Below are 25,437 nucleotides of genomic sequence, written 5' to 3'. Positions count from 1 at the left end.
CTTTGATTTTCTGTTACAAATTTTAACGTTTTTCAACACAATTTCAACAGATTTTCATTTTCATACAATGTATTCTCAGTCCAGTAATTTAAAATGAGTTTTTTAATATTAAACAAGGATAAAATAAAATGAATAAAGTTATACTGTTAGCTGCATCCTGTTCATGTGTACTTTTTTTACTATCACTGTTTTTTGTTAATGCCTATGCTGGAGCCCCCCCTGAAGGAGGCTTTTCAGGTTATCTGTTTCTTGGTGGTGCCTATGGCAAGAAAGATATGTCCTTAAATGATGCCTCTGATTCTGAAAACAGCACAATCAACTCCCTTACCCAGTCCTCAAAAAGTATTTCTGAATTTTCACCATTTTTTGGAGGAAGTCTGAATTACACATTTGCCCAAACCGGTACAACCTTGGGGCTGGGTGGTGATGATGGAGCAGGGGCTTTTATTTCCCAATATATGGGTAATTTCGGTACCATAAGTCTTGGCATGAATTATTCCCAGGAAGATGTATGGGAAGACCCATTTTTACTAGGAGTAAAAAGAAAAGAAACCGACATTGAAACCATTGGATATTTTTTGACCTGGGAGCAGATTATGGATACAAGTTTCAGCTTAAGCTATGGTTTTCAAACAATTGATATTGACAAGGATCTTTCAGGAAAAAGGGATAAACGCCTAAAAAGGGACGGAGACATCCATACCTTAAATATAGGGTGTAATTTTTTTGAAAATGAAGCCCATGAGATTTCTGCAGGACTCACCTATGACTATGCTGATCTTACAGGATCAAGTTCTGCTTATAAGGGAATGGGTCTTGAATTTAGCCACATGCTGAAAGGAGATGACTGGGAGATTGAAACCGGCATTTCCTTTTTAAAACGTGATTATGACAAGAGCCATCCTGAATTTAGTAAAATCAGGGAAGACAAGGAGTTTGAAATTGAAAGTGCCTATACCCTGTTCAACCCTCTGGGATTTAATGATTTCTTTGTCACAATTTCTGCATCTTACTCTATTAATGATTCAAATATAAAGTTCTATGAATCATCAGAGTTAAGCTCAGGTCTTGGTTTTGGATACATTTTTTAATCCTCCTGTCTGAAGAGTTTTAATGAAAGGCTATTTGCAGTATTTTGCAATCAGCTTTTTTTCAGGTGGTTGTGCGTGGGTTTGGGCAATGGATACAAAAATTACAATTAGAACGGAGCATTTGGTTTTTAAAACAGGTGTCAAGGTTTTATCTCTTTTTTTATTAATTTTTTGGATTAGGCAAAATCTTTTGGCAGACAAGATATTTTTTCCACTTTGTTCAACATAGCTCAGTTTTTAATCCAGACCGGGTTAAGGAAGGGTTAAGATAAAAATAAAAATTGTTAAAGGAGAGATAAAAATGTTCAGAATATACGCCGTTATGTTGGCGTGTTTAATGATATTGTTAACCCAGGGGTGTGCCTCCTTGTTTGACAGATCTTTTAAACCCATGTTCCCCGACCTTCCGGATAAACTGGTCCTGGCGCCTGACAAAAGTTCAGATCTTAAGATCACGTCCACACTTCTGGATATATTGGATGACCCAAGTGCAACAGCGCTTGTGGATGAGGCCGTGAAGAACAATTACAGTCTAAAGGCTACGGCATTACGCCTCAGGTCTTCAGGCTTGCTTCTTTCAAGAACCAATGCAGACAGACTGCCTAAGGTGGATGCAGGGTACAATGCATCCCGAAATAAATTTGCAGATGATTTAAATTCTTTGTCCAGCCATAAGGTGTCCCTCTCTGTTAGCTGGGAACTGGACCTTTGGGGGAAACTTGCCGACCGTCACATGGCGCAGGAAAAAAAATATCAATCTGAAAAGTTCGATTACGGAAGAGCGCTGGACTCGCTGGCAGCCAGGGTACTCCAGGGCTATTTTAATGTCAAAGCAAACAAACTTAAGCTGGATATCCAAAAAGAACGGGTGAAAATTTATCAAAGCATTGAAACAACTATTATAAATAAATACCAGGCAGGTCTTGGAACCCTTGATGATATTTCCACGGCAAAGACAAAAACAGGTGTTGCCCAATCAGGTGTGGCAACAGCCATGGATGAGCATGCCAGTGCTGTCAGAGACCTGGAAGTCCTTTTGGGCAGGTATCCGGGAACTAAACTGGATTTTACCGGGGATTTGCCGAATATCGGGTTTTCTGCGCCTGCAGCACCGGCTGCCATCCTTGCAAACCGACCTGATGTTCAGGCAGCCCTGTCAAGGTATGATGCCGCAAATTTTTCTTCTATTGCAAGCCAAAAAGACATGCTCCCGGGAATCACGCTTTCTGCAGAGATGTTCAAGCAGACCCCTCAATTTACTTCATTGGATTCAACAGGGTCTTCCCGGTGGATTGTGGGGAATCTACTGTACCCCTTATTTAATGCTGGAAAATTAAAAAACGAGGCCGAGGCGGCCGGCATAGAAGCCGATGCTGCTGCCATGGATGTGGCTTATACAATTATTACGGCAATGAAAGAAGCAGAGAATGTTTTTGCGAAATCAAAATACCTGAAAATGAGGTTGTTCCATCTGGAAAATGCTGTCAAACATGCAAAGCAGAGCAGTCTGTATTATGAGACGTGCTATAAAAAAGGGCTTGCAGATATTATCGCCCTTCATACGGCCAGGGAGCAGGAACTCAATTTGATGTCGGACATTATCGATGTAAAAGCATCCAGGATTTTTAACCGTGTGGATATGGCTTTGACCCTGGGTGTAACAATTTTTTGAAAAAGGTAAATCATATGAAGATTTCCAATAGATTAAAAAAATGGCTGGTGTTTGGAGTTACCACTGTGATCTGCACAGGAATAGTTGTGACCTTGTATTCAATGGAACCGGATAATCAAGTGGAGTTAAAAGAGGCAGCTGCATTGAAAAATGTGACGATTCAAGAAATCCTGCCAGGGATTCATCAGCCATGGATAAAAGTATATGGGGAAGCTGCGTCCAAATGGTCCACCACATTACGTTCACAGGTGAACGGACCGATTGTTCATATTAATGAAAATCTGCAACCGGGAAAGCATATCAAAGCAGGTGAAATTATTTTAGAAATTGATACGGTTGAGTATCAGGCAAATCTTGCAATAGCCCAGCTTGAACTGGAAAATGCCCGGGTAAATTTATTGAAAACCCAGCGTCAGGCAGACCAGGCCATGCTGGATTGGAAGCGATCCGGATTTGGCGATACTCCCTCATCCAGTCTTGTTTTTTATGAGCCGCAATTGGCGGCTGCCAAAGCACAGGTTGTCTCTGCTAAAAAAACATTGAAAAAAGCAAAAAAAGATCTGGAATATACAAGAATCACGTCTCCCTATTCAGGGCTTGTGGTTGAACGGTTTGCAGATAAAGGGGAAACGCTGTTTTCTGGGGACTCCATCGTAAAGATAGAGAGCGCAGAAGATATTGAAATCCGGGTGAACCTGGGTATTGACCAGGTAAGACGCATTGGTGACTGGCAAAATGCACAGGTTAAAATTTTTGATCCCACCGGCAAGGCTCAATGGATTGGAAAAATTGTCAGAAGCAGTGGCATACTGGATACAAAAACCCGCCTCCAGGGATTTTACATCGTCCCTGCAAAAAAATCATCCGGGATTTTACCCGGTATGTTTGTCACAGCCTCCATTTGTGGAAAAAAACAAGAGAATCTGCTGGCTTTGCCAGAGTCATCCCTGACCCGGGATGGATATATCTGGTACACGGATGATAATGACCTGCTGAGAAATATAAAAGCGGCCGTAACATTTTATGAGCAGGGACGGGTCTATATAAAAAATACGGGTCATTTTGATCATATCCGGGTGGTTGTTTCCCCGATTCAAGCCTATATATCCGGAACAAAGGTGAATCCGGTACTGGAAGGAGAAAGTTAAAATGAGCGGAATATCAGCATGGTTTACAAAAAACCCGGTGGCAGCAAACCTTCTGGCGCTGCTGGTGATTGTCGGGGGAGTTTTTTCCCTCATGGGGCTGAGGATTGAAGGTTTTCCTAAAATTCCGCCCAGTTATATTTCCATTGATATTGCTTACCCGCAGTCGAGTTCGGAGCAGGTGGACTCGGGGATCACTCAAAAGGTTGAAAAATCTCTGGAAGGATTGGCAGGGGTTAAAAAGATCAGCTCATATTCCAGTGAAGGGGCAGCTAAGATATTGGTTCAAAAAGAGACAGACTATAATATGATCCGCCTGCTCAATGATGTAAAAACAAAAGTTGAAGCAATTGATAATTTCCCGGATAAATCATCAAAACCGGTAATCAGTGTAGATGAATTTAAAGATTTTGTCCTGATTGTTCAAGTCTATGGGGATGTATCCGAACAAACCCTGCAGCAGTCAGCCCGGTTTCTGGAAAAAGAATTGCAGTCTGATCCGAAAATATCCAAAATTGAATCATTTGGAAAAAAGAGCAGGGAGATGCGGATTGAACTGGATGCACAAATGCTTAAGGCATACAAAATTTCCATTGGTCAGGTTGCCGCCATTGTTGCCAGGGATAATGCAGAGCAAGGGTATGGCCTGCTCAAAAACGATACAAACCGGATTATTATCCGGTCTGATGTAAAAATAGAGCATTATGACCAGTTGATGAATCTGCCGATTATCACAAGCTCTGATGGTGCCAAAATATATTTAAAAGATGTGGCACGGGTGATTGAAGGCTATGAAGACAGTGATACAAAGGCACTCTACCAGGATCAAAACTCGGTTGGAATCGTTCTTTACAGCAGCAATAAAGGGCATATGCTTGAGGTGAGCAAGGCAGCTTATAAAGTGGTGGAAAACCTTAAAAAACAAGTTCCGGATGAAATTCATATCGATATTTGGGCAGACTTCAGCACTTACATGAAAGACCGGCTCATCCTTTTACAGTCTAATGCCTGGCAGGGACTTTTGATTGTGTTTGCTATCTTGGCTGTATTTTTAAATTTCAAGCTGGCCTTCTGGGTGGCCATGGGAATTCCGTTTTCCATAGCGGGTGTTCTGGCCTTGATGGGAGAATCATTTTTAAATTACTCCTTAAATGATATCACCACCTTTGGCATGATCATTGTTTTAGGAATTCTTGTTGACGATGCAGTGGTCGTGGGAGAAAGCATTTTTGAAGAACGCAAGAAAAACCTGGACAGGATAGAGGGAACGATAAAAGGGGTACACAAGGTGGCAGTGGCCACCATATTTGGTGTGCTGACCACGATAGCTGCATTTTATCCGCTGATGCTGATTAAAAATGATTTTGGCAAGATTTTGGCCAGTTTTTCCGTGGTGGTTTGTGTGGCGCTTATATTTTCTTTGGTTGAAAGCAAACTGGTGTTGCCTGCCCACCTGGCATCAATTTCCATTACCCCTGAAAAACCTGAAAATATCTTTTTAAAAGGGTTTTATAAGGTTCAGGAATCTGCTTCCAACGTTCTTGTTTTTTTAAATCAGCAAGTTTATACACCGTTGCTGGTTGCAACCTTAAAACACCGGTATTCAGTTCTAATTATTTTTATCAGCTTGGCAATGGCGGGTGGGTGGCTGCTGAAAATGAATTATGTACGAACTGTTTTTTTTCCTGAAATTCCAGGTGATGTGATCAGTGTCAATGTAACAATGGAATCGGGCGGTTCATCTAAAATGACATATGAAAATGCCGACGCCATTGATGCAGCCGCAGCAGCCATTAACCGGGAATTAATGGAGAAACACGGCACAAATGAACCGCCGATCAGAAAGATCATGACCGCTGTAACAGGCAGCCAAGGTATTGAAATTTATGCAGAGCTTCAACCTCAGGCCATGCGGGTGGTTAACACCTTGTCGCTGTTAAAAATGTGGCGTTCTCGAACCAGCAATCTTGAAGGCGTACAAACTATAGAATTCAGAGGCAATGCCGAAACCGGCGGTGGGTTTGTATTGAAGGCAGAATCCCATAATATTGTTTCACTCAGGCAGGCGATAAAAAAACTTAAGGCCGGGCTCAAGGAAATGCAAGGGGTTCATGATTTAAGGGATGATTTTAAATCCAGTGCGCCGGAACTCAGGCTGAACTTGAAAAATGAGGCCAGACATCTGGGGGTGACACCGGAAGATCTGGCTTCCCAGATTGGTATGGCATATGGGGGATTTGAGATTGATAAATTCCAGAAAGACAATGATGAAATCAAACTTCGCATAATCTATAAAAAAGATCAGCGTAAATATATTCATCAATTAATAGAAACTAGAATTTCATTGGCTGATGGATCTTTAATTCCTTTGACTCAAGTGGCAAATATAGAATCACGTTTTTCATCAGGATTTATCCATCGAATTAACGGGAAACGGGTGGCTGAAGTTGAGGCAGCTATAGATAAAAGGATTGTCAGTGCGTCAGAAGTATTTGATGCACTCAAACAAAAGGTTATTCCTGCAATTGAACGCACTTTTCCGGATGTGAAAATTTTGGCAGGTGGTGAATTAGAGCAGGAGGGAGAGGTTAAGGGTGGCCTTGTAAAGGCCTTAATCATGATCATGCTTTTGATCTATGCCTTGCTGGCGGTTCCACTTAAATCCTATTGGAAACCTGTTGTTATAATGTCGGTTATTCCATTCGGATTCACAGGTGCTGTGGTGGGACATTTGATTGCAGGGGTTCCTTTAAGTATTCTTTCTTTTTTCGGCATGTTGGCCCTATCTGGAATTGTTGTTAACGACAGCCTGGTGATGCTGACTCGGTTCAATGATATAATGGCCCAAGGAAAGACAGTGAACAAAGCATTAACAACAGCCGGGTCAAGTCGGTTTCGAGCAATTTTTTTAACCACGGCCACCACGGTTTGTGGTCTGATGCCTTTGCTGTTTGAAACATCGGAGCAGGCCCAGTACCTGATTCCGGCGGTTGTTTCTCTTGCTTATGGAGAATTGTTTGCAACCTTTATCACTCTTTTGCTGGTCCCTTTGCTAATGAATATTGCCTATGATATCCGGGAGGTGTTTGCGTCAAACCAGTCGGCTCAATATGTATGTTAAAGCTAACTTACATTCCGGCGGGTGAGCTACACCCAAAGCTAAAGCTTTTGGGCTTCCTGCTTTGCAGAGGATTGCTTGATATATTGAAAGGTATCAAGACTTACATCCTCTCCACAGCAATAAAAATAAGTTTCCATAAGGCTAAACAATTTGGCAGGGACAGTTTCTTTTTATAAAAAAACCTGTTCATAAGTCATTTGATCAAACTTGACGCATAAACAAAGCGCTATTCAAGTTTACTCATTTCCTGCCCCATCTTTTCCATCGCAGCTTGTACTTTGCCGTCCATCATATATGTAACCATTTTCATCATAGCCTCTGGAATCTTTGCAGAAGCAGCTTCGAGTCGCTTGATGTCCGCTTCCATCCATTCAGGCATCTTACCCTGTTTGTATTCCGGGTAGTTTTTTTCAAATTCCTTGAGTTCAGGAATAAGTTTTTTCATGCCTTCTGTATAATTTTCAATGGCCGCAACCATGTCGTCAGCATTTTTAGCACTGACAAGTCCATTTACATAGTCTTCAGTAACATTGGCCTGGTTTTTTATGATTGATTTGGCATCACTGTTGGCATTTGAACTGCAGCCTAAAACAAGAAAAGCAGTTAACAATACAGTAGCAAGAATTCCATGAATGCGTGTCATCGGTATATCTCCTTTGTTTGTAAAGATTTGCTGATTAATCTACATAGTGACGGAACTGTAAGATATCAGATTCATGGATATGAAAATACTGGAAGGTATGTGGCCTGTCAATTTAAAAATTGACCTGGAAAAAAGGGATGCCATGTTATTTAACCATTTTTTGAAGATAAGTTTCCATGAGGCCAAATAATTTGACAGGGGAGAGTTCCTTTTTATGTGGAAAAAGTTCTTTTTGTATACAGTGAAGGTTTATGATCAGCCTTTCTTTATCAATCCAGTTGTTAAATTCACCAAGGTCCATATCCAAAGCTGCATTAACAAGGGGCATGTTTTTTTCAAGCCTGGGTTTTCCCTGATTATAGATAAACTCAAAATATGCTTTTACTTTTCTGATACCTTTTTTGTCTGTCACAGGACCCTTATCATGAGTCATTTTGCAAGTCTCCTGAATGTTGTGGGCTGATTTGTTGATTTAAAAATTTTTGCTGGTTGTTTTTTTTAACAAAACGGCCTGACCTCTGTAAATGCCTCTTGTATCGGAGATATTGAAAAACAATCCTTTTTGAATTAATATTTTTTTCCCTTTCGCGGACACTCGCTCAGCATCAAAGATTACTTTTCCCATAGCAAGACACTCTCCAAGTAGATTGTTCCTTTCATCTTGGAAAGAACTCGGGGCACTTTTGAATGATGCAAGAGCTGTTTGTTCTTGATATGTCCTTTCGAAAATAAGCAAGGCTGCCCGATTGGCATAATTATAGATGTTTTCCCGAATACCTTGTCCATCATCGCGTATATCATGACTCAATATAGCTTGGGGGGCAAAGAATACAAATTCTGCTTTTTCTTCAGGGGTAAGTCCTTTCGACATTTCAAACATCGGTCTTCCATAAGTTGCCGCGAAACTATCCAGAAGATTTTGCGTATGTTGCTTGATAAATTTATTTCCAAAGTTGATAATTTCTATTCCAGATTCTTCATAAAGAATCGATCCTTGATTATTTGTTTTGAAAAGATTGTCATCTGATTTTATCATGGGTTATTTCCAATACAATGTTTTGTTATTCATGAAAAGGCAAAATCAACATGCACTGACACGTCTATCTTGTTTTTTTCACAGCAAGCAACTTTTTTAGATGAACAAAAAAATCATTTCGCACATTTTGTATTTTCAAAGCTTCCTTGTAATCAAGTATGGCTTTGTCTTCAAACTTAAACCTGTCCGGTTCAACCTGTAATGCATAAGAATTGGCCTGCCTTTTCCAAAACCATTCTGCGCTGCCGAACTGAATGTTTTTGGGATCAATAACAGTAATTTTTTCCAAATCATTCAAAAATATTCTTCCCAAATCACTGTTTTCAATGCACAAGGCAATGTAGGCTATTCTGTACTCCACTCTGATAACAGTGTCTGTAATCGGCAAGGGTTCCAGATTATAAGGATCATTCTGACCTGTGTAGACAAAATGCCCATGGCAACTTTGCAGTGTGAAACAATAAGGCAGTTTGTTAAAAGCATTGACAAGATCCATTATGGGTCCATCAATCATGTCTTCGCTCAGACCGGCCAGACATTTCTGTCTTTGATCTTTATAATGCGGGTTTTCCACTAATGCTTCAGGTTTTGTAAAGGTTTCCAACTGTACTCTTCCTGTCCATGGGAATTAATCTGTTTGATCATATCCAGATCCATGCCGGCATCAATCAGGATCAGTCCCTGGTTGCTTTGTGTATCCACCATATAAACAGAACACTCATTGTCGCCCACATGGTAAATATTTTCAATAATTTGCTTCATGGATTAGCGAATAATAAATTTGTGATTTACAGTCAAGCAAGAAAATTTTTTGTCCGGATTCTGTTAACATATTTTCGGTATTCATGATAATTTGAATCTTGGTATATTTCATACAGGGATAATAAACGTTGAGTAGCCGTTTTTACTTTTTAGGATGGTCATAACTATTAATAATAGTCTGGGGGTTTTTTTTGAATTCTGAAAAACCTGGACTATAGCCAGTAGTCAACGCCTAAAAAATTCATCAAGATTGGATCTGGTATCATTGATTATCTGAACACCTTATAGCAGTTTCCATAAGGATAATTATGATAATTATCCTTAAGTCAGACCGACCGACTTATTACCGTTTCATATGAAACTCTGTCTAACATACTGCAATAATAAGAGTTTCATTTTTCGTTGTGGCAGCTCAATCTGCCATGTATGTTTTATATAAAATTTATCGTTTTGAAATCCTGCCCGCCAGTGTTCTGGGGTCGCTGTAAGATTGAGTATAAAATCAAGGTGTGATTAATGATTTTTGGATTGGATTTATAAAGAAGTTGCTGGGGGAAGGCAGTTAACCTCAATCTCTGAAGGGTCTGAAAAACGCAATTGAATATGCCCAACCTCACCATCTAATATATGGCGCTCTTTCACAGTTGCTTTCAGCATTTTTTCTACGGTATTTTCTCTCTTCGGTTTTTTTCCTTTTGGTACTTTTGTACAAAAAAGAACTGGTGAGATGGCCTTTATACGTTCGATGTCACTCTCTTTGGGTATTGATCCACGGCCTCCAATCTTTGATGTTAACAGGCAAACTGGCTGAGTATTTACCATTTTCTCCCACACATCATCAGAATGGCCGTTTTCAGAGCCATGATGAGGGATTTTAAAAATTGAAGCCTTTCTTTGAGGGCGTTGTTTTGAATTAACTATGGCTGTCCAACCAGTACGTTGCTCTTTGGTTTCCTCTAGATCAGAACCCAACAGGAGGCAAATATCGTTAATTTGTACCCACAGCACTATTGCATTATCGTTTTGTTTAGGTGCTGGAATAATATTTCTTAGATCTTTAGCCTTGGGCAGTAAGGATGCAAATAGCTGAAGTGCATCATGATAAGATTTACTGGAGGGGGACAGTGCACGTATGTTTATTTCAAGATCATCGTTTATTTCCTCAAATATTAATGTGTCTTTCATAATCGGTGACAGGTAATCATACTTATAGTCCGGATTTGCCTCTATATGCTTTTTTAAAGTAACAACAATTGATGCAAATTCCTTGGTGGCAGAGGTGTTCTTATCTAATATGGGTGTAATGTCTGATCCTGAGTATGCTGAAAGAAAACTTAAAAATTCGTTTTCAAGTAGGGCTGCTGGATAGCAAACTCTTGTTTCTGAACATTCTGAGACTATCTGAGCAGCTCCCCGAATATGGTCTGAATGCCAATGGGTAATCACCAATACTTCGACTGATTCTGCTGGTGTCACTCCAATGCTTTTCAGATATTCCGTCGATATGGGCTTTTTCGTCTTAGGATTTAAACAGGAATCAACAATAAGCCATTTCCCTTTTCCAAGATGTAATACAATGCATTCACCAACACCGGGTCCAAAAAGGGATATCTCAAATTCATTCGGTCCTGGAGGGATTTTATTAATCTTTTTTGAAGAATGCAGCAAGTTCTGCCCCTGTGTTGATAGCTTTTTTGATTTCTTTGTGAGTCCAGAGTGGTAGCCTGCGAAATCTAATCTTTGATTCCTTTTTCCGCCCCCTACCAGGGAAATCAGCATAACTAATTGACCAGTAAAATACCGCCCCTGGAGTAAGCAGACTTAAATCGCTGGGTGTTATTTCCTCGATATCCATGGATACTAATTCATCAGATAATTCCGGATTTGTTTTATCAGAAATGATAGCATAAAAGGTATCATCAGAAACTTCAGTAACCCTTCCTTCCCATAGCTGCAATAATTGATAGCGTCCTTTAAGTGGTTTTAAATATTCTGGAACAATTTTTGGAGGGGCAATTCGAGGTTCGTTTTCTATATCTGTTTGATTATAGTCGTTATTGAAGTCGGAAAGAGAGTCGTCTGAATTTGGTTTGTTAAATTTTTTAGGGATAGAGAAGTTGCCACCGCTCTTTGTGTTATATGGATCGCTCAATTTCGGCGCTGTATTCATCTATCTAAAGCCTTTGTAATTGTGTTCTCTGCTATTTTCTTAGCGAATAGTATCGCTGCATCCCAATTTCCCATCAGAATGTCTGGCGGGTTAAGAGACTCTTTACCCTCAGCTTTTTCGATGTGGTTATTCACACCAATGTTTATCCCATAACCTTTTGCTCTTACAGGGCCAATAGTGACGTTTATGTATCCATTATATTCATCCTCTCTTGGGCTCTCGACTGCTAAAGATTTCATACCAACAGGCTTAGGTAATGTCTCTTCCCAAATAGATTTTGGGGCTAAACAGTTCCCAACTGAATGCCAGTCTTCTGCATTTCCTATGTCATATGTGACGTTGTAGTTTAACCCCATTTTTTCTATAGGGATATGCTCTAAAATCGTAAAAACAGAAACAATTAAATCCTTAAGGGGCATGAATTGAGATGGGTCGTTCGTTCGAGCAACAAACTTGTCATGCTGAACCTGAATATTGAGCCATGAAAGGGAAAATCTTGCTATATCTTGATGTATAATTTCAACATCTTGATCCGCCAAATCATCCTCTGATATTAGACCGTTTCGCAGTAGCCATTCAGGGTGGAATATTGCTGGATTGAAAGAGCCAACCAGAACTACACTGGCTTCCTGAAATATTGGTTTCAAGTTGTTCATTTGCCTTTTCTTGTTTAAGGTTCGAGTTGAATAAACGATTATTTAATATTCATTAATACTTATAAGCACCATCATAATGTGCTTGTCAAGCACAAACCCGAAAAACTTATCGGCTTATTCATCTTAATACATACATAAAGTTGAATATTCCAGACTCAAGACTACTTGCATGATAATGGCTGTGGCTTTTAACGGAAAACTGTTTTGATTTGTATCGGTATCTTTAAAATTTCTGACTGCTGAATTTATAATCGACCTCCACAACCCCCGGTTTGAAATGCGAGGACTATTGGCAATAATCCAAACTCTTCAGAATTTAAAAAAAAACCCAGACTATCCCTGTTATTGAATGCTGTTTTGAAATAGGCATAGACTAAGGATCATACCATTATTTCCCCTTTAGGTTCTATTTGACTTTTTGTATTCGATCGATTACATATTATATATGTATACGGTTAAAACTGGGGCGTCTAAATCTTCCATTTGCGCTTGCTCAGTTTTTGGGCCTCTTGCTATGTGCTGAAAAGCCTTTCAAAACAACTTTCTAAGTCAATATGGCCAGGTCCAAAAAACCGAACAAAAAAAATGACTCGGAAAGCGGATTTTTAGACACCCCAGGTTAAAACATTACCCGAATTTGACAAATGGCTTAACAGCTTGAAAGACCGCATTACACGGCTTCGCCTAAGCCGCCGCCTTGATAAAGCACAGCGTGGCAACCTCGGTGATGTAAAACCAGTGGGCGAAGGCGTCTTTGAAATGAGGGAATATTTCGGTCCAGGCTGGAGAATGTACTACGCCAAGCGGGGTGAAACTTTGATCGTCATGCTTGGTGGGGGGGACAAGGACAGCCAGGAGAGCGACATTGCCAAAGCTAAACAGCGGGAAGCCATTTTGGAGGATTGAACCATGAAAAAACGAATTACAGATCTGCCGGATTTTGATATGGCACAACAGCTTAAAAATGAGGAAGACATTGCTGCTTACATCACTATGGTGATTGAAGACGGTGATGCCTCCGAGCTGGCCCACGCTCTGGGGGTCGCTGCCAAGGCACATGGTATGAGCGAAGTTGCCAAATCTTCAGGAATAACCCGTGAAGCCCTGTATAAAGCGCTTAAACCAAACGCTAAACCTCGATTTGACACGATTAATAAGGTCTGTGCAGCCCTTGGCGTTCGTCTGATAGCTCAGCCTGCCAACCCTCATTGAGCCTTAATATATAAAATTTAGCGAATCAAACCGAGATGTTTGAGGCGAGGACTAATCGTCTGAGAAGCTCCGTTTTTTAGGCGGTATAAGACCAATAAGCATACACAATAGCGGGCTGATATAAAAAAGCGTATGGATCATGCTGATTAAAAATTTATTCAGATACTGGACTTACCAGGTGTTTTTTCCTGGAACCGTTTTAAGGGAAAAATACGAAGCCTTTAAGACCTTACTGGAATATGATAAGGCTGCCCATGAATTTATGGCAACCCTGGAAGAGATCTATTATACCCCTAAAAAATGTGATTTTCAGGCGGTTGTAAAAAATTATGATCAGTTCAGCCATGCGGTTTCAGGAATGGTTGACGCGCTGTTAAGCATTTGCCCGTCACGCTATTGGAGTCTGAAAGACTATTATAAGAAATTTGATTTTTATAACCGGTTTATGCTGGCTCCGCCTGAGTTTGAATTTTCTCCTCCTTTTACCATCTCCTTTGACAAGGCCGGATCATTTGGTGAAGCTGTTGCAGGCAACAAAGCTTTTTGCCTGTCCCAAATCAACCGGGATCTTCACCTGCCAACACCAAAAGGGTTCGTCATCACAACTCAAGCGTTTCATTATTTTATGGAAACCAATGACCTGCGCCATCCGATAAACGAACGACTGGCCTGCCTGGATATCAGTGATACGTCTTCCCTGGAACGTATTTCCCGTGAAATTGAGGCCTTGATTTTGAATGCCGATGTGCCCGAAGATATTGTCATGGCAGTGACTGATGCCGTAACCGCCCTTGATTCTGGAAATGGGAGTGATTTAAGGGTGGCGCTTCGAAGCAGTGCTGTAAAAGAGGATGGCAAAGCCTCGTTTGCCGGTCAGTATCAGACCCTTTTGAATGTCGATAAAACAAAAATTTTAAACGGGTATAAACGTGTTATTGCAAGCAAGTATTCGGCTTCAGCGCTTTTTTACAGGATCAGTCAAGGCATCCTGGACGATGAAACCCCTATGGCGGTACTGGTGCTTGAAATGGTTGATTCAAAAGCAGCCGGTGTTTTGTATACCGTGGATATGGATGATTTGTTGTCTGAAAATTTGATGATCCATTCGGTTCAGGGGCAGGGCGGGAAGCTTGTGGAAGGGGAGGCAGTGCCGGATGTAATCACGGTATCGAAAAAAGATTTGGATCACATTGTCAGCATAACGCCTGCTGCCGGAGCGGGACAAATAATTTTTGATGCACAAATTCAACCCGGAAAGGAAGGTCAGCATCCAGCAGGCAAGCGTTTTTTTCTTGATAAAGCCACTGTTTTAACTCTTGCCCGATGGGGGATGCTGCTGGAAACCCATTTTAATTGCCCTCAGGATATTGAATGGTGCCAGGACAACTCCGGCAAATTGTTTGTCCTTCAGTCCAGGCCTTTGAACAGTCCTTTGAAAAGTTCCCTGAACAAGACTTTGACCAAGTCTTGCAAAACGGCAAAACCGTACCCGCCCATTGAAAATAAACTTCTTTGTTCCGGCGCAGAATCCGTCTGTCCTGGAATAGGGTGCGGCAAGGTTTACCGGCTGAATCAATTGTCAGGGTTAAGCCAGGTTCCGGCGGGGTCTGTCCTGGTTGTCGAACATGCCTCTCCTCAAATGGTTACAGCCATTCATAAGGTGGCTGCCATTATTATCGGCAGGGGAAGCCGTGCCAGCCATTTTTCATCCATTGCCAGGGAGTTCGGTGTTCCGGCCATTGCCAATGTGACCCATGGGTTTCATGACCTTGTTCAGGGTCGCCGGGTAACTGTGGATGCGGACAGGGGAATGGTATACGATGGGGTCGCAGTTTCTTTGACGGAAAAGGCCGCCTTGTTGAAAACAGATTTTTTTACGGACAGCTCTTTTATGGCCAAGCTGCGTTATGTGATTAATTTTTCAGCCAAGTTAAAACTCACAGATCCCGGTTCCAGGGATTTTAAGCCCGAAGGCTGCAGATCCCTTCATGACATTATCAGGTTTGCCCATGAAACAGCGGTCAAAGAGATGTTTTTGTCCGGCAATCGAAAAGGCAGCCGGAAAAAAGGGGCCAAAAAACTTATCTTTCCTGTCCCCATGCTTTTTTATGTTCTTGATGTGGGCCGTGGAATCAAACCGGATCAGAAAGACAAAAAAAACATACGGCCGGAAGATATTTCAAGCATTCCCATGCAGGCGGTATTAAAAGGGCTTTGTGATCCGGGCATCTGCTGGTCTGAAACCACTCATTTTGATTGGGAATCTTACGATAAAATTGTTATGGCCGGCGGCATTATCAGTGCTGATGATGCACAGTTTGGCAGCTATGCTGTTGTGTCAAAAAAGTATTTGAATGTAAATTTCAGATTTGGATATCATTTTGTCATCTTAGATACCATGTGTTCGTCTTGTGAACAGGATAATTATATCCTTTTCAGATTTTCCGGCGGCGGAGGAACGTCTGCCGGAAGGAGCCTGCGGGCCGGTTTTATCAAGGGGGTTTTAACCCGGCTGGGATTTATGGTCGAGATCAAGTCAGATTTGATTGATGCCGAGTTCAAAAACGGATCATTGCCCACAATGAAAAAAACACTGGATACGGTCGGACGTCTCTTGGGTGCCACAAAACTCATGGATATGTATTTGAAGGAAAACATGGACATGACATGTTTGATAGACGAGTTTATGGCCGGCCGGTATGATTTCAGATCCGCCATTAATAAATAATGATACAATTGAAAGGAGGCTCAATGTCAGCATATCCATTAACATGGATCACAGACAGCCTTGCCGTGGGATATGCCCCCATGTCCTATGCCCAGCTGGATGCCATAAAAGCTGCTGGAATCAATGCCATTGTAAACCTTTGTGCTGAATTCAGCGACCTGCATGACATTGAAACCGCTTCAGGCTTTGAGGTTTATTATCTTCCTGTCTGGGATGAGGATGTCCCCAAAATGGAAGACATGGAAAAGGCCCTGGCCTGGCTTGATGAAGCCATCTATCTGGGAAAAAAAGTGCTGGTGCATTGTCGGCACGGTATCGGCAGAACCGGAACTTTTGTCACCTCCTACATGATTCGAAGAGGCATAGGGCTGAAGGCTGCTGCAAAAAAATTAAAGTCCTCCAGTGCAACTCCCTCCAATTACGGCCAGTGGAAATTGTTAAAGAGGTATGGTAAAGCCTCGGGTATACTGACAATCCGGGAGCCTTCCCTGGAGTTTAAAAACAGGGTTGACCTGACTCTTTTCTTTTCCGAGTATGAATCCTTGATCAAAAAAATTGATGCAGAAGTTGATACGCAATCCAGGGCGAATCATCCTAAATGCGGCAGAGGAGATCAAAGCTGCTGTGTTAAAGCCTTTGATCTTCAATTTGTTGAAGTGGTTTATCTTCACTCCAAAATAAACAGACAGTTTGCATCTGCTCAAAGAGAGAGGCTCATCAAAAAGGCGGTTGCTGCAGCAAAAAAAGAGGGTGCCCTATGTCCTCTCAATGATGGTTTGGGATGTGAAATTTACGAGATAAGACCGGCACGATGCCGGATTTACAAGGCACTTGAATTTTCAGCAGACAAGCAAGAGATTCGGGAGATGCTGTTTGAACTCTCCCAATCCTTATTTCTGGCCTTTTCCGGCAAGTTTTTGCCAAACGCCGACTTTACCTTTTCCTTGGCAGACACGGTTTCGGGAAAATTTGTTCAAACCTATTTTCATTATATGGCCGGCATTGAAAAAAAATCTCATGAAGTGTCATGAAGCCTTGTAATGCTTCATAAAACTTTAAGAACCTCTTCCACCTTGTCTTCCAGTTCATCTTTGTCAATGGGTTTTACGCAGTATTCGCTTGCACCCAGTTTTAAACATTGCCTGGCTGTCTCAATGGTGGGATAGCCTGTCAGCATGATCACCCGGATGGACGGTGACCGTTTTTTCAATTCCTCCAGCACCTCAACGCCGCTCATTTTTTTTAACTTGATATCCAGGATGGCCAGATCAACCGGATTTGTTTCCACAAAGGCAATGGCATCTTCTTCTTCCGTAAAAGCAAATACGGTATGTCCTTTTCTTTCAAGAATTCGTTTGATCAGGTTGGCTGCATCCAGTACATCATCCAATGCGAGAATATTCGCCATTCAACTCTCCTTTTTTTCGATTTAAGCCGGAGGGCAATACCACAATAAATTGACTTCCTCTGTCGTTTTTTTCGCCTGATAATGGAGGAGAAAAAACATTTATGGTTCCGTTATGCTCTTTTATAATCCCGAATGTCACTGACAAGCCCAGGCCGGTTCCCTGGTCCGGGCCTTTGGTAGTGTAAAAGGGTTCAAATATTTTTTTTATATTTTCTTTTGCAATCCCATGGCCTGTATCTGATATGGATATTGTGATTTCGTTTTGTGTCTCCCCGGCTCCTGTGTCAACACAGATGCTGCCGTCTTGTTGGATGGCATCAAATGCATTGTTCAACAGGTTGATAAAGACCTGTTTGATCTTTTCCTTATCGCCTCTCATCAGTAAGGGGGTTTTATGATATTTGCGCATTACCGTCACATGATTCAAGGAAAATGTATGTTCAGCCACTCCTAAAACTTCTTCCATGGCCTCATTTATATCAAATTCACTGATAATGCTTTCACTGGACCGGGAAAAATTCAACAGATCCGCAACAATTTTGGAACAGATTCTGGTTTGCTTGACAATGGTTTTTACATCTTCATGAATTTGTCCTTTTTGCTCAATATCTTCCAGCAGCAGTTGGGCATATCCGAGGATAATGCCAAGTGGGGTGTTGATCTCATGGGCAACCCCTGCGGCCAGACGCCCGACAGATTCCATTTTCTGGGCATGGGTGAGCTGTTCCTGGACAGCCTTGAGCTGGGTGATATCCCTGCCACTGCAAACAAGCCCTTTTACCCGGTCTGTTGATTCCCGGACAGGGATTTTTACAACATGCAGCCACCTGGACCCGTTTTGGCCGGACAGCCTGTTCTCCTTGGTAAGGGGAAGGCCTGTTTCAAGCATGAGTTGATCCTCTTTTTCGTACAGTTTTGCCAGTTTGCCTGCAAACAGATCATTGTTTTGTTTGCCGATAATTTCGTTTTTATTTTTGTTTAGTATTTCACAAAAAGCCTTGTTGACGGATATATACATGCCCTTATGATCCTGCAGGGAGATGAAATCCGGTATGGCATCTAAAATTGTCTGGAGCAGGGCTTTTTGTTCGTTTAAAATGCTTTCAGCGCTCTTCAGGTCGGATAGGTTTCCTTTCAAGGATAATGTCATGGCATCAAAGCTTTCAGCCAGGCTCTGAATTTCATCTCCTGAACAGTTTTTATGGACTGTGCATTGCAGGCAGGAATCTATTTTTTTTGCAAATTCACCTTCAACGCATGTGGGACAAAGAGTTCCTGCCAGATACCAGCACCTGTGGTGATAATTTTTGTATGCCGGGCAGTCTTTTTTGCGGCATTGCATAATGTCCCAGCAATTTTTTTTCAGCATGGGGGCGGTTCTCACATCCAGGTTCCCCCGCAATGCCTGTTCTGAAGAGTTGTGAAGTTTTTTAATGCTTTTTGTCACGGGATTGAGCAGCAGAGTTCCGACAATAGCGGCAGCCAGTATGGTTGCGATAATGGTGACAACAGCGGAAATCATGATTTTGTTCACCGCTTTTTGAATTCGTGTCTGGAAAAGCCCTACTCTTAATGTTCCCAGCCGATTTGCATTGATGGCCACAGGCACGGCATAATCATAAATCAATTGATCACCTGTATCCAGCAGCTTCAAAGATTCCTTCTGGTGGTCCAAAACCGTGTTTGCCGTCTTGAGTGCTATGGGGAATCCCTTTTTGAATGTGTGGATGAGCGCATTTCCTTTTTTGTCCAAAACAAAGGTGTAAAAAATATCATCGCTCAATTGTACTGTCTCATCCACCAGAACTTTCATTTGCAAAAAATCCATTGCCAGCATGGGTTCGACCATACGGGCGGAAAGGTTTGTGCCTATGGAACTTCCGCGGGTTTTTATCTCTTCTGTCAAAGCGTCTTTCATGACCTGGCTGACCCAGAAGAAAAGCACAAGGCCCTGGATCAGGAGTAAAGCAAAAAGGCCCAGATATATTTTGCCGCGAAATCCCGGTTTCATTTATCCTGTCATTTCCTTATTCATCAAGGTTTATGCCCACCCGGTCAGCCAATTGCCGTACAGAGTTGAAATCAGAATCAATCGAACCCATCACCCGAATAAAATTGGCAGCTTCCAATATATCACGATGTGTTTTGTGGTTGAAATCCAGTTTTTCAAGGGCTTGTTTTAACTTTTGCACGATTTGTTTGTCCAGGTCTTTTCGTGCGGCATAAACCCAGCCCGGATAGGGTTTTGTCACTGAAATAATCCGTATTTGATTGATATCAATTTTATCGGACATCACATCCAGAGAGCCTTGCCGAATGGTTCCCATATCATATTTACCCGCATAAACCGAAAGGATGACCTTTTCTTGTTTTCCTCCGGGGCCTGGTGCAAAAGCAATCTCTTTAAAATCTGTTTTCCGGATGCCATGATCAATGAAATGACCAAGGGGATACAAATACCCTCCTGCTGATGTTGAATCAACGGCAATCCAGCGTTTTTGGCGGCAATCGGCCAGGTTCTGGATGGCGGTATTATCTTTTCTGCAAATAATCTGACCTCTGAATTTATCTTTTCCCGCCGGCTCTACAATGCGTGCAAAAGCCCTTGCTCCATATCTATGGGCAATTTTTACATAAATAAACGGATTGGAATATGAGATGTCAATTTTTTTCTGGCCCACCATTTTCATGTGTTCGTCAAATGTGTCCGGAAAAATTTGTCGGATATTTAATTTGGTTTCTTTTTGTAAATACTGAACCAGAGAATGGTGACGCATATAGGATTCTGTATGGGAATACTGGGGAAGATAGGCATAGGTGACAACACCGGGTTCTTCCTGGAGTGTCACCTGTTCTGTTATCGTTAAATCAACTGTAACCGCAGACTCATTCTCTCTACAGCCTGAGAATAATAAAAAGAAAAGAAATAAGCCCCATACATATTTCACAAACATAACTCCTTTGTGATTGTTCTTTACCCTTATGATGAATCAAGCATACCATAAGGATAATGGTTTGACTAAAATTAAATCAGCTAAACCGGTAATATAAGCATATTGCTAAAGGTATAGTGCTATGGTGGCGCATGTTATAACAGAATAGATAACTTTTTGCTGATGCGGTCAGCAGCGGTTTTGGTTTGTTCGATAATGATCTGTATCTTTTTGTCTGACATGGATGCTTTGAATCCAACAACCCAGATCGCAGGGGTATAAGCACCACACCTTTTAATAGGGGCTGCCGCCGCCCTGACGCCTAAAATATATTCTTCGTCATCGGTTGCAAAGCCGTTGTCTCGAACTTTTTCCAATTCTTTTGTATACTGATTTTTATCCATAATAGTATTAGGCGTGAATTTGACCAATGGATTTGAATCCAGGTATTTTTTTAAATCCTTTGGTTCCATCAAAGATAAAAAGGTTTTCCCGATGGCCCCGGCTACCAGTGGAAGGGATGTTCCAATAGGAGAGGATATTTTAAGATCTTTTCTGGATTCAACAATATCGATGATCGTTGCGCTGTCACCATTTCTGACCCCCAGGAAAACAGACTCCTGGCACTGCTCCATCAGTTCCTCCATGATGGGTTTGGCAATATTTTTAAAATCAATTCTTTCATAGGCTGCTTTTCCAAGTTCCATGAGCGTAATGCCGATGGTGTATCGTTTGGAAATGGAATCACGGATGATGGCTCCCTGATCCTCTAAAGCAGCGGTAATGCCGTGAACCGTGCTTTTGCTTATGTCCAGACGGTTTGAAATTTCACTGATCCTTAATCCTTGAGAGCTTTTTGAGATGGCATCCAGAATAATAAAGGCCTTTTTAACAATTGGTGCTTGATATTTTTTTGTCATTGTTCGCCATAATGAATTTTTATTTTATATAAACAGTTAAAATCAGCTTGACAATCGTATAATATTATTAACGGTACCCGTGGTCATTATTATGAATTTTAAAAAAAAGCAATAATTAATTATGAACACAAAAAATACAAAAGGGGCTATTGCCAAGATAGTCTGGGGAGATAACAAGGCTTTGAAGGGAAAAATCCCCATAGGATTCGGCTAAATGTTTAATTGCACCCAGTAATTGTCAATGCCATACGGATGCTGAAATAAATGCTTGCTGGAAGCTTATGATAGAGTTCAAAGGCTTTTGGGTGATGACTGATTTCGCAAAAAACAGTAAATAAATGTTCCCTTTTAGGGGGGGGGGCTGAGGCCATCGGCTCTGCGGTTGGAGTATCACTTGCTCTGACAAGAAAAAACGAGAAAAAAATCAAAAACAGGTGGTTGACCGTGTGCGAGATTATCTTTTTCGTGAGGCAAAAGTGTGATTGAATGACGTAACAGCTATGAACCCTGGCTATGGTATTTTTGATGGCATCGGGGGTCCTGAATCAGAACTCGAGGGCCAGCTTTTTGCTGATTTTTTCAGCTGCAAACTGTGTCTGCTCGATAATGGCGGGCATCTTTTTATTCGACATGGATGCTTTTAAACCGACAACCCAGAGGGCAGGAATGTGGGCGCCGTATTTTTTGATGGGGACGGCAACGGCACGGACACCGGATAGATATTCTTCATCATCCTTGGCAATGCATGACTGTCTGACCTTTTCAAGTTCTTTTACATACAGGTCGGAATCAATAATAGTGTTGGCGGTGAATTTTACCAGGGGGTTGGCATGCATATACTTTTCAAGATCATGGGGTTCCATCTGGGATAAGAACAGTTTGCCCACGGCACCGGCCATTAACGGCAGGGTAGTGCCGATGGGAGAACTGATTTTAAAATCCCTCCTGGATTCAACAATGTCGATCACAGTGACTTGCTCGCCGTTTCGGACGCCCAAAAAAACCGATTCCTTGCACAGCTCCATCAGATCTTCCATGACCGGGCGTGCAATGTTTTTAAAATCGATCCGTTCATAGGCGGCTTTGCCCAGCGTCATAAGGGTAAGACCAATGGTGTATCTTTTGGATACCGAGTCCCGCACGACGGCACCCATATCTTCCAGGGCGGCCGTAATGCCGTGAACCGTACTTTTGCTGATGTCAAGACTTGAGGAAATCTCACTGATTCGAAGTCCATGGGTGTTTTTAGATATGGCATCCAGGATGATAAATGCCTTTTTAACAATTGGGGCCTGATATTTTTTTGCCATCGTTCACCATAATAACTTGTCTAAATGATACCGAAATATAAAGGCCCCATTAAATTAAATCAACATAATGGGGCCTTGTGTTTTTCAACCGCTCTCAAAAAATCTGATTAGGATCGTTACAAAAAATCAAGTTGTTTTTGAGTCGGTCCTTAAGCAATATGTTCTTCAAGAAGCGCTGCCTGTTTCTTTACCGTTGACAGGCGAAACGCAGCCTCTCTTTTCTTCTCGATGCTGACATCGCCGCTGTCTACAAATTCAATTGCATTTACGTCACAGAATCTGACACACTGGGGGTCTCCGTCACAAAGATCGCATTTGGCCACTTCTCCGTCGATGGCATTGTAGTTCATGGCACCGAAAGGACAGACCGAAACACAAGTCCGGCAGCCGATACAAACGTCGTAATCCACTTCGACCCGATTCAGCTCTTCGTTGCGGGATATGGCGTTGACAGGGCAGGCGTTCAGGCAGGGCGCGTCCTGGCATTGTTGACAGGAGACAGGCACGTAAAGGCCCTCCATCTCCCACTTCATCACGCGGATGCGGCTTCGGCTCGGGTTGGATGCGCCGTGATGCTTCACCGCACAAACCTGTTCGCAAAGCCTGCATCCAGTGCATTTTTCATGATTGATCAATAAAACCTTGCTATTTGATTGCATTGTGTTCTCCTTTTCTATACGGACGGCCTGTTACACCAGGTGTGAGGGTTCATTTTCAAGGCCAAGTTCCTTAAGCGTACTCTTTTTGGGAATACCGTTTTTGTCCAGCCCTTTGTGTTCGTAGAATTCATCGACCATGACATCGAATTTTTCTTTGATAATATATCTTCCGATGACGTCGATGGCCCCCCTCTTAGCAGGTTCGTCATGATAGCGATGATTCAGCACATCACCTTTTTCCGGGTCGTTACGGGTCAGCCCCTCCCGAAGGTTGAACATACGTTCGAGCATGTTGTTTCTTCTTGCGACTTCCCAGATCTCCTCGGGCGTCATCTCAATTCCCGTGTTCAAGTAAAGCACCGTGGGCCAGTTTTCGAAATTGGGCAGGGTGGCTCCCAGGAAAGTGGTGTGGTATTTGCAGATACCCAGACTGTCCACGGCCATGTAGCAGTTTTCCTGCCAAAAGACCTGCCAGGGTTTGCCAATATATTCGGTATGTTCTGAACTTAAGGGGCCGTCATAGGGAATCGGTGTGCTGTAGATTCTGCGCAGAACCTCTTCCGGCAGGTGGTAGAGGTCTATGGCCGGCCGGCTTCTCAGATGGTCGGAACCTCTGGATCCTGTTGCAATATTGAGTGCAAGTGCGGGGGTGGCACGTTCGTCCGAATGCAGGTTGGCCATACCCTTTACCTGGATGAGATAATCAAAGGAGTTTTTTCCCACATCCTTAGAGGCCGGGATACCGCCTTTTGCCAGAACATCACCCAGCCATCCCTTGCGGTAGCAGATACGCTCGATCATTTCCAGGACAGCTTCATCGTTACCAAAGCGCAAATCAATGCCGTCTGTCTGCTCTTTGGTAAGAAGGCCTTCTTCAAAACATTCCATGGCCCATGCAATCATGCTGCCGGTTTCAAGGTTGTCCATACCGAACTGATCTACAAGATGGTTGCCCGCCAGAACTGTTTCCGCGCTCGTACACCCGACTTCTCCGCCAAAAGCACCCTGGGAAGTGTATTCCGGACCTTCGTCGTATTTACCTTTGTATTTTCCAGACGGGATTTTATACTGGGCCCGGCAGTGAACCTGGCAGCCGAAGCAGCCTGCCATATGATAGGGTCCCATGGTTTCAGTGGCAATATCATCAATGCGTTCCGGTTCGATGTCATCGGCATATTCCAGCTGGTTGTACCTGAAATTTTCCGTCCTGACACCGCCCCAGGAATTGGTGGCGCCCCAGATAAAGGGTGTGCCCAAAGTGCCCTGGGTCTGGCTTACTTTTGCACCGGTGATCTGCTCGATGAACTTTTTGTTGTATTCCAGCGCTTCAACGGGATGGGTGATTTTGACGTCCATGGTGCCGCGGCAGGCAACAGCCTTCAAGTTCTTGGATCCCATGACAGCACCCATACCGCTTCTGCCGCCGGCATTTTTGACACCGGTCATCACGTTGGCATAGGCTACAAGATTCTCACCGGCAGGCCCAATGACAAGACTTTTCACTTCTTTGTCATTCAAATCATCATGAATGGCCCACTGGCTGTCGGTAACGGTTTTTCCCCAGATATTGGCCGCATCCCTGATTTCGATTTTACCATTATTTATATAAATGTAGCTTGGTTTTTCCGCTTTGCCTTTTATGACCAGGTGGTGGAATCCGGCCCAGGCCATTTCAGGTGCAAAAAAACCACCCATGTTGCAGCTTCCCAGAAGTCCGGTAAGGGGTGATTTTGCCATGACATGGGTTCTGGCGGTGGCGGATGCTAAAGTGGCACACAGAATTCCTCCGCTGATGATCAGCGCGTTGTCGGGTCCAAGAGGATCACACCCCTGTTTCGTATGGTTGTATAGCAGGTAGGCGTCAAGGCCTCTGCCGCCCAGAAATTTTTTCCTAACTTCCATAGGTATGGGCTTTACCTCAATGTCGCCGGTGGTCAGATTGATATAGGCGATCTTTCTGTCTAATGCCAT

23 protein-coding genes and 2 pseudogenes are annotated in these 25,437 nt (G+C 42.5%); 9 read left to right on the top strand and 16 right to left on the bottom strand.

The genetic code is table 11. From position 1 onward, the window contains the following. The first annotated feature begins 128 nt into the window (after positions 1-128). The 5 genes from BLT94_RS04875 to BLT94_RS04860 all read left to right on the top strand — a co-directional run bounded on the left by BLT94_RS04875 (position 129) and on the right by BLT94_RS04860 (position 7,029). Positions 129-1,091 carry a DUF2860 family protein gene (locus BLT94_RS04875; RefSeq protein ID WP_092231033.1) on the top strand — a complete coding sequence of 321 codons (963 nt, stop codon included), beginning with the start codon at positions 129-131 and terminating at the stop codon, positions 1,089-1,091. Between the two features lie 22 nt (positions 1,092-1,113). After that, positions 1,114-1,320 carry a hypothetical protein gene (locus tag BLT94_RS21755; protein ID WP_139168980.1) on the top strand — a complete coding sequence of 69 codons (207 nt, stop codon included), beginning with the start codon at positions 1,114-1,116 and terminating at the stop codon, positions 1,318-1,320. 72 nt (positions 1,321-1,392) lie between these two features. Next, complete coding sequence (locus BLT94_RS04870; RefSeq protein WP_092231030.1) at positions 1,393-2,763, top strand: TolC family protein; 1,371 nt, start codon at positions 1,393-1,395, stop codon at positions 2,761-2,763. Positions 2,764-2,777: 14 nt separating this feature from the next. Further along, the gene (locus BLT94_RS04865; RefSeq protein ID WP_014955930.1) at positions 2,778-3,911 is read left to right on the top strand and encodes an efflux RND transporter periplasmic adaptor subunit; all 1,134 of its coding nucleotides are present in this window, start codon (positions 2,778-2,780) and stop codon (positions 3,909-3,911) included. Position 3,912: 1 nt separating this feature from the next. Then, the gene (locus tag BLT94_RS04860; protein ID WP_092231027.1) at positions 3,913-7,029 is read left to right on the top strand and encodes an efflux RND transporter permease subunit; all 3,117 of its coding nucleotides are present in this window, start codon (positions 3,913-3,915) and stop codon (positions 7,027-7,029) included. A 226-nt stretch (positions 7,030-7,255) separates the two neighbouring features. On the opposite strand, the gene BLT94_RS04850 is transcribed toward BLT94_RS04860, so the two are convergent. The 8 genes from BLT94_RS04850 to BLT94_RS04820 form a co-directional block, all read right to left on the bottom strand. Further along, positions 7,256-7,672, bottom strand: a complete 417-nt coding sequence (locus tag BLT94_RS04850) for a hypothetical protein (RefSeq protein WP_092231022.1) — start codon at positions 7,670-7,672, stop codon at positions 7,256-7,258. 145 nt (positions 7,673-7,817) lie between these two features. Continuing rightward, positions 7,818-8,105 (bottom strand): hypothetical protein, encoded by a 288-nt coding sequence (locus BLT94_RS04845; protein ID WP_092231019.1) that lies wholly within the window; start codon positions 8,103-8,105, stop codon positions 7,818-7,820. 39 nt (positions 8,106-8,144) lie between these two features. Beyond that, the gene (locus BLT94_RS04840) at positions 8,145-8,708 is read right to left on the bottom strand and encodes an MEKHLA domain-containing protein (RefSeq protein ID WP_092231015.1); all 564 of its coding nucleotides are present in this window, start codon (positions 8,706-8,708) and stop codon (positions 8,145-8,147) included. 64 nt (positions 8,709-8,772) lie between these two features. Further along, positions 8,773-9,312: a tRNA wybutosine-synthesizing 3 family protein gene (locus BLT94_RS04835; RefSeq protein WP_092231010.1), complete on the bottom strand. Its 540-nt coding sequence runs from the start codon at positions 9,310-9,312 to the stop codon at positions 8,773-8,775. Further along, positions 9,282-9,470, bottom strand: a complete 189-nt coding sequence (locus tag BLT94_RS04830; protein WP_245742950.1) for a hypothetical protein — start codon at positions 9,468-9,470, stop codon at positions 9,282-9,284. The genes BLT94_RS04835 and BLT94_RS04830 overlap by 31 nt, the downstream gene beginning before the upstream one ends. 534 nt (positions 9,471-10,004) lie before the next feature. After that, a complete protein-coding gene (locus BLT94_RS04825; RefSeq protein WP_175530274.1) occupies positions 10,005-11,138 on the bottom strand; it encodes an MBL fold metallo-hydrolase in 1,134 nt (377 codons plus the stop codon). Beyond that, the gene (locus BLT94_RS21930; protein ID WP_175530273.1) at positions 11,113-11,640 is read right to left on the bottom strand and encodes a hypothetical protein; all 528 of its coding nucleotides are present in this window, start codon (positions 11,638-11,640) and stop codon (positions 11,113-11,115) included. Before BLT94_RS21930 ends, BLT94_RS04825 begins: the two co-directional genes overlap by 26 nt. Then, on the bottom strand, positions 11,637-12,296 hold the full coding sequence (locus BLT94_RS04820) for a hypothetical protein (RefSeq protein ID WP_092231004.1): 660 nt from the start codon (positions 12,294-12,296) through the stop codon (positions 11,637-11,639). Before BLT94_RS04820 ends, BLT94_RS21930 begins: the two co-directional genes overlap by 4 nt. Positions 12,297-12,926: 630 nt before the next feature. Here BLT94_RS04820 and BLT94_RS04815 point away from each other — a divergent pair. From BLT94_RS04815 to BLT94_RS04800, 4 genes and pseudogenes are all read left to right on the top strand, one after another. Further along, positions 12,927-13,202, top strand: a pseudogene (locus BLT94_RS04815) (type II toxin-antitoxin system RelE/ParE family toxin); the annotation flags it as partial. A gap of 3 nt (positions 13,203-13,205) precedes the next feature. Next, positions 13,206-13,508, top strand: coding sequence for an addiction module antidote protein (locus BLT94_RS04810; protein WP_092230999.1), 303 nt, complete (start codon positions 13,206-13,208; stop codon positions 13,506-13,508). A gap of 139 nt (positions 13,509-13,647) precedes the next feature. Further along, complete coding sequence (locus tag BLT94_RS04805) at positions 13,648-16,236, top strand: PEP/pyruvate-binding domain-containing protein (protein ID WP_092230996.1); 2,589 nt, start codon at positions 13,648-13,650, stop codon at positions 16,234-16,236. A gap of 23 nt (positions 16,237-16,259) precedes the next feature. After that, positions 16,260-17,267: a protein-tyrosine phosphatase family protein gene (locus tag BLT94_RS04800; protein WP_014955945.1), complete on the top strand. Its 1,008-nt coding sequence runs from the start codon at positions 16,260-16,262 to the stop codon at positions 17,265-17,267. A gap of 14 nt (positions 17,268-17,281) precedes the next feature. Here BLT94_RS04800 and BLT94_RS04795 read toward each other — a convergent pair whose 3' ends face one another. The 8 genes and pseudogenes from BLT94_RS04795 to BLT94_RS04765 all read right to left on the bottom strand — a co-directional run bounded on the left by BLT94_RS04795 (position 17,282) and on the right by BLT94_RS04765 (position 25,437). Continuing rightward, a complete protein-coding gene (locus BLT94_RS04795; protein ID WP_092230993.1) occupies positions 17,282-17,644 on the bottom strand; it encodes a response regulator in 363 nt (120 codons plus the stop codon). Then, positions 17,619-19,655, bottom strand: coding sequence for a two-component system sensor histidine kinase NtrB (locus BLT94_RS04790; RefSeq protein WP_092230990.1), 2,037 nt, complete (start codon positions 19,653-19,655; stop codon positions 17,619-17,621). The genes BLT94_RS04795 and BLT94_RS04790 overlap by 26 nt, the downstream gene beginning before the upstream one ends. A gap of 16 nt (positions 19,656-19,671) precedes the next feature. Further along, positions 19,672-20,598 carry a phosphate/phosphite/phosphonate ABC transporter substrate-binding protein gene (locus BLT94_RS04785; protein ID WP_245742949.1) on the bottom strand — a complete coding sequence of 309 codons (927 nt, stop codon included), beginning with the start codon at positions 20,596-20,598 and terminating at the stop codon, positions 19,672-19,674. 134 nt (positions 20,599-20,732) lie between these two features. Continuing rightward, entirely contained in the window at positions 20,733-21,497 is a 765-nt protein-coding gene (locus BLT94_RS04780) for an IclR family transcriptional regulator (RefSeq protein WP_014955949.1), read from the bottom strand. Between the two features lie 545 nt (positions 21,498-22,042). Continuing rightward, positions 22,043-22,807: an IclR family transcriptional regulator gene (locus BLT94_RS04775; protein WP_092230987.1), complete on the bottom strand. Its 765-nt coding sequence runs from the start codon at positions 22,805-22,807 to the stop codon at positions 22,043-22,045. Between the two features lie 149 nt (positions 22,808-22,956). Next, positions 22,957-23,313: a 4Fe-4S dicluster domain-containing protein gene (locus BLT94_RS04770; RefSeq protein WP_245742961.1), complete on the bottom strand. Its 357-nt coding sequence runs from the start codon at positions 23,311-23,313 to the stop codon at positions 22,957-22,959. A gap of 78 nt (positions 23,314-23,391) precedes the next feature. Then, positions 23,392-23,466, bottom strand: a pseudogene (locus BLT94_RS22270) (4Fe-4S binding protein); the annotation flags it as partial. A gap of 30 nt (positions 23,467-23,496) precedes the next feature. Next, positions 23,497-25,437 carry an aldehyde ferredoxin oxidoreductase family protein gene (locus BLT94_RS04765; protein ID WP_014955952.1) on the bottom strand — a complete coding sequence of 647 codons (1,941 nt, stop codon included), beginning with the start codon at positions 25,435-25,437 and terminating at the stop codon, positions 23,497-23,499.

The organism is Desulfobacula phenolica (assembly GCF_900105645.1).
Taxonomy (GTDB): Bacteria; Desulfobacterota; Desulfobacteria; order Desulfobacterales; family Desulfobacteraceae; genus Desulfobacula; species Desulfobacula toluolica.
Note: the sequence above shows the minus strand (reverse complement) of the source record. Positions and strands in the feature narration are given on the sequence as shown.

Coding starts and splice junctions, on each gene's coding strand:
- BLT94_RS04875 (WP_092231033.1), top strand. CDS start 129: ATGAATAAAGTTATACTGTTAGCTGCATCCTGTTCATGTGTACTTTTT.
- BLT94_RS21755 (WP_139168980.1), top strand. CDS start 1,114: ATGAAAGGCTATTTGCAGTATTTTGCAATCAGCTTTTTTTCAGGTGGT.
- BLT94_RS04870 (WP_092231030.1), top strand. CDS start 1,393: ATGTTCAGAATATACGCCGTTATGTTGGCGTGTTTAATGATATTGTTA.
- BLT94_RS04865 (WP_014955930.1), top strand. CDS start 2,778: ATGAAGATTTCCAATAGATTAAAAAAATGGCTGGTGTTTGGAGTTACC.
- BLT94_RS04860 (WP_092231027.1), top strand. CDS start 3,913: ATGAGCGGAATATCAGCATGGTTTACAAAAAACCCGGTGGCAGCAAAC.
- BLT94_RS04850 (WP_092231022.1), bottom strand. CDS start 7,672: ATGACACGCATTCATGGAATTCTTGCTACTGTATTGTTAACTGCTTTT.
- BLT94_RS04845 (WP_092231019.1), bottom strand. CDS start 8,105: ATGACTCATGATAAGGGTCCTGTGACAGACAAAAAAGGTATCAGAAAA.
- BLT94_RS04840 (WP_092231015.1), bottom strand. CDS start 8,708: ATGATAAAATCAGATGACAATCTTTTCAAAACAAATAATCAAGGATCG.
- BLT94_RS04830 (WP_245742950.1), bottom strand. CDS start 9,470: ATGAAGCAAATTATTGAAAATATTTACCATGTGGGCGACAATGAGTGT.
- BLT94_RS21930 (WP_175530273.1), bottom strand. CDS start 11,640: ATGAATACAGCGCCGAAATTGAGCGATCCATATAACACAAAGAGCGGT.
- BLT94_RS04820 (WP_092231004.1), bottom strand. CDS start 12,296: ATGAACAACTTGAAACCAATATTTCAGGAAGCCAGTGTAGTTCTGGTT.
- BLT94_RS04810 (WP_092230999.1), top strand. CDS start 13,206: ATGAAAAAACGAATTACAGATCTGCCGGATTTTGATATGGCACAACAG.
- BLT94_RS04805 (WP_092230996.1), top strand. CDS start 13,648: ATGCTGATTAAAAATTTATTCAGATACTGGACTTACCAGGTGTTTTTT.
- BLT94_RS04800 (WP_014955945.1), top strand. CDS start 16,260: ATGTCAGCATATCCATTAACATGGATCACAGACAGCCTTGCCGTGGGA.
- BLT94_RS04795 (WP_092230993.1), bottom strand. CDS start 17,644: ATGGCGAATATTCTCGCATTGGATGATGTACTGGATGCAGCCAACCTG.
- BLT94_RS04790 (WP_092230990.1), bottom strand. CDS start 19,655: ATGAAACCGGGATTTCGCGGCAAAATATATCTGGGCCTTTTTGCTTTA.
- BLT94_RS04785 (WP_245742949.1), bottom strand. CDS start 20,598: ATGTTTGTGAAATATGTATGGGGCTTATTTCTTTTCTTTTTATTATTC.
- BLT94_RS04780 (WP_014955949.1), bottom strand. CDS start 21,497: ATGACAAAAAAATATCAAGCACCAATTGTTAAAAAGGCCTTTATTATT.
- BLT94_RS04775 (WP_092230987.1), bottom strand. CDS start 22,807: ATGGCAAAAAAATATCAGGCCCCAATTGTTAAAAAGGCATTTATCATC.
- BLT94_RS04765 (WP_014955952.1), bottom strand. CDS start 25,437: ATGGCATTAGACAGAAAGATCGCCTATATCAATCTGACCACCGGCGAC.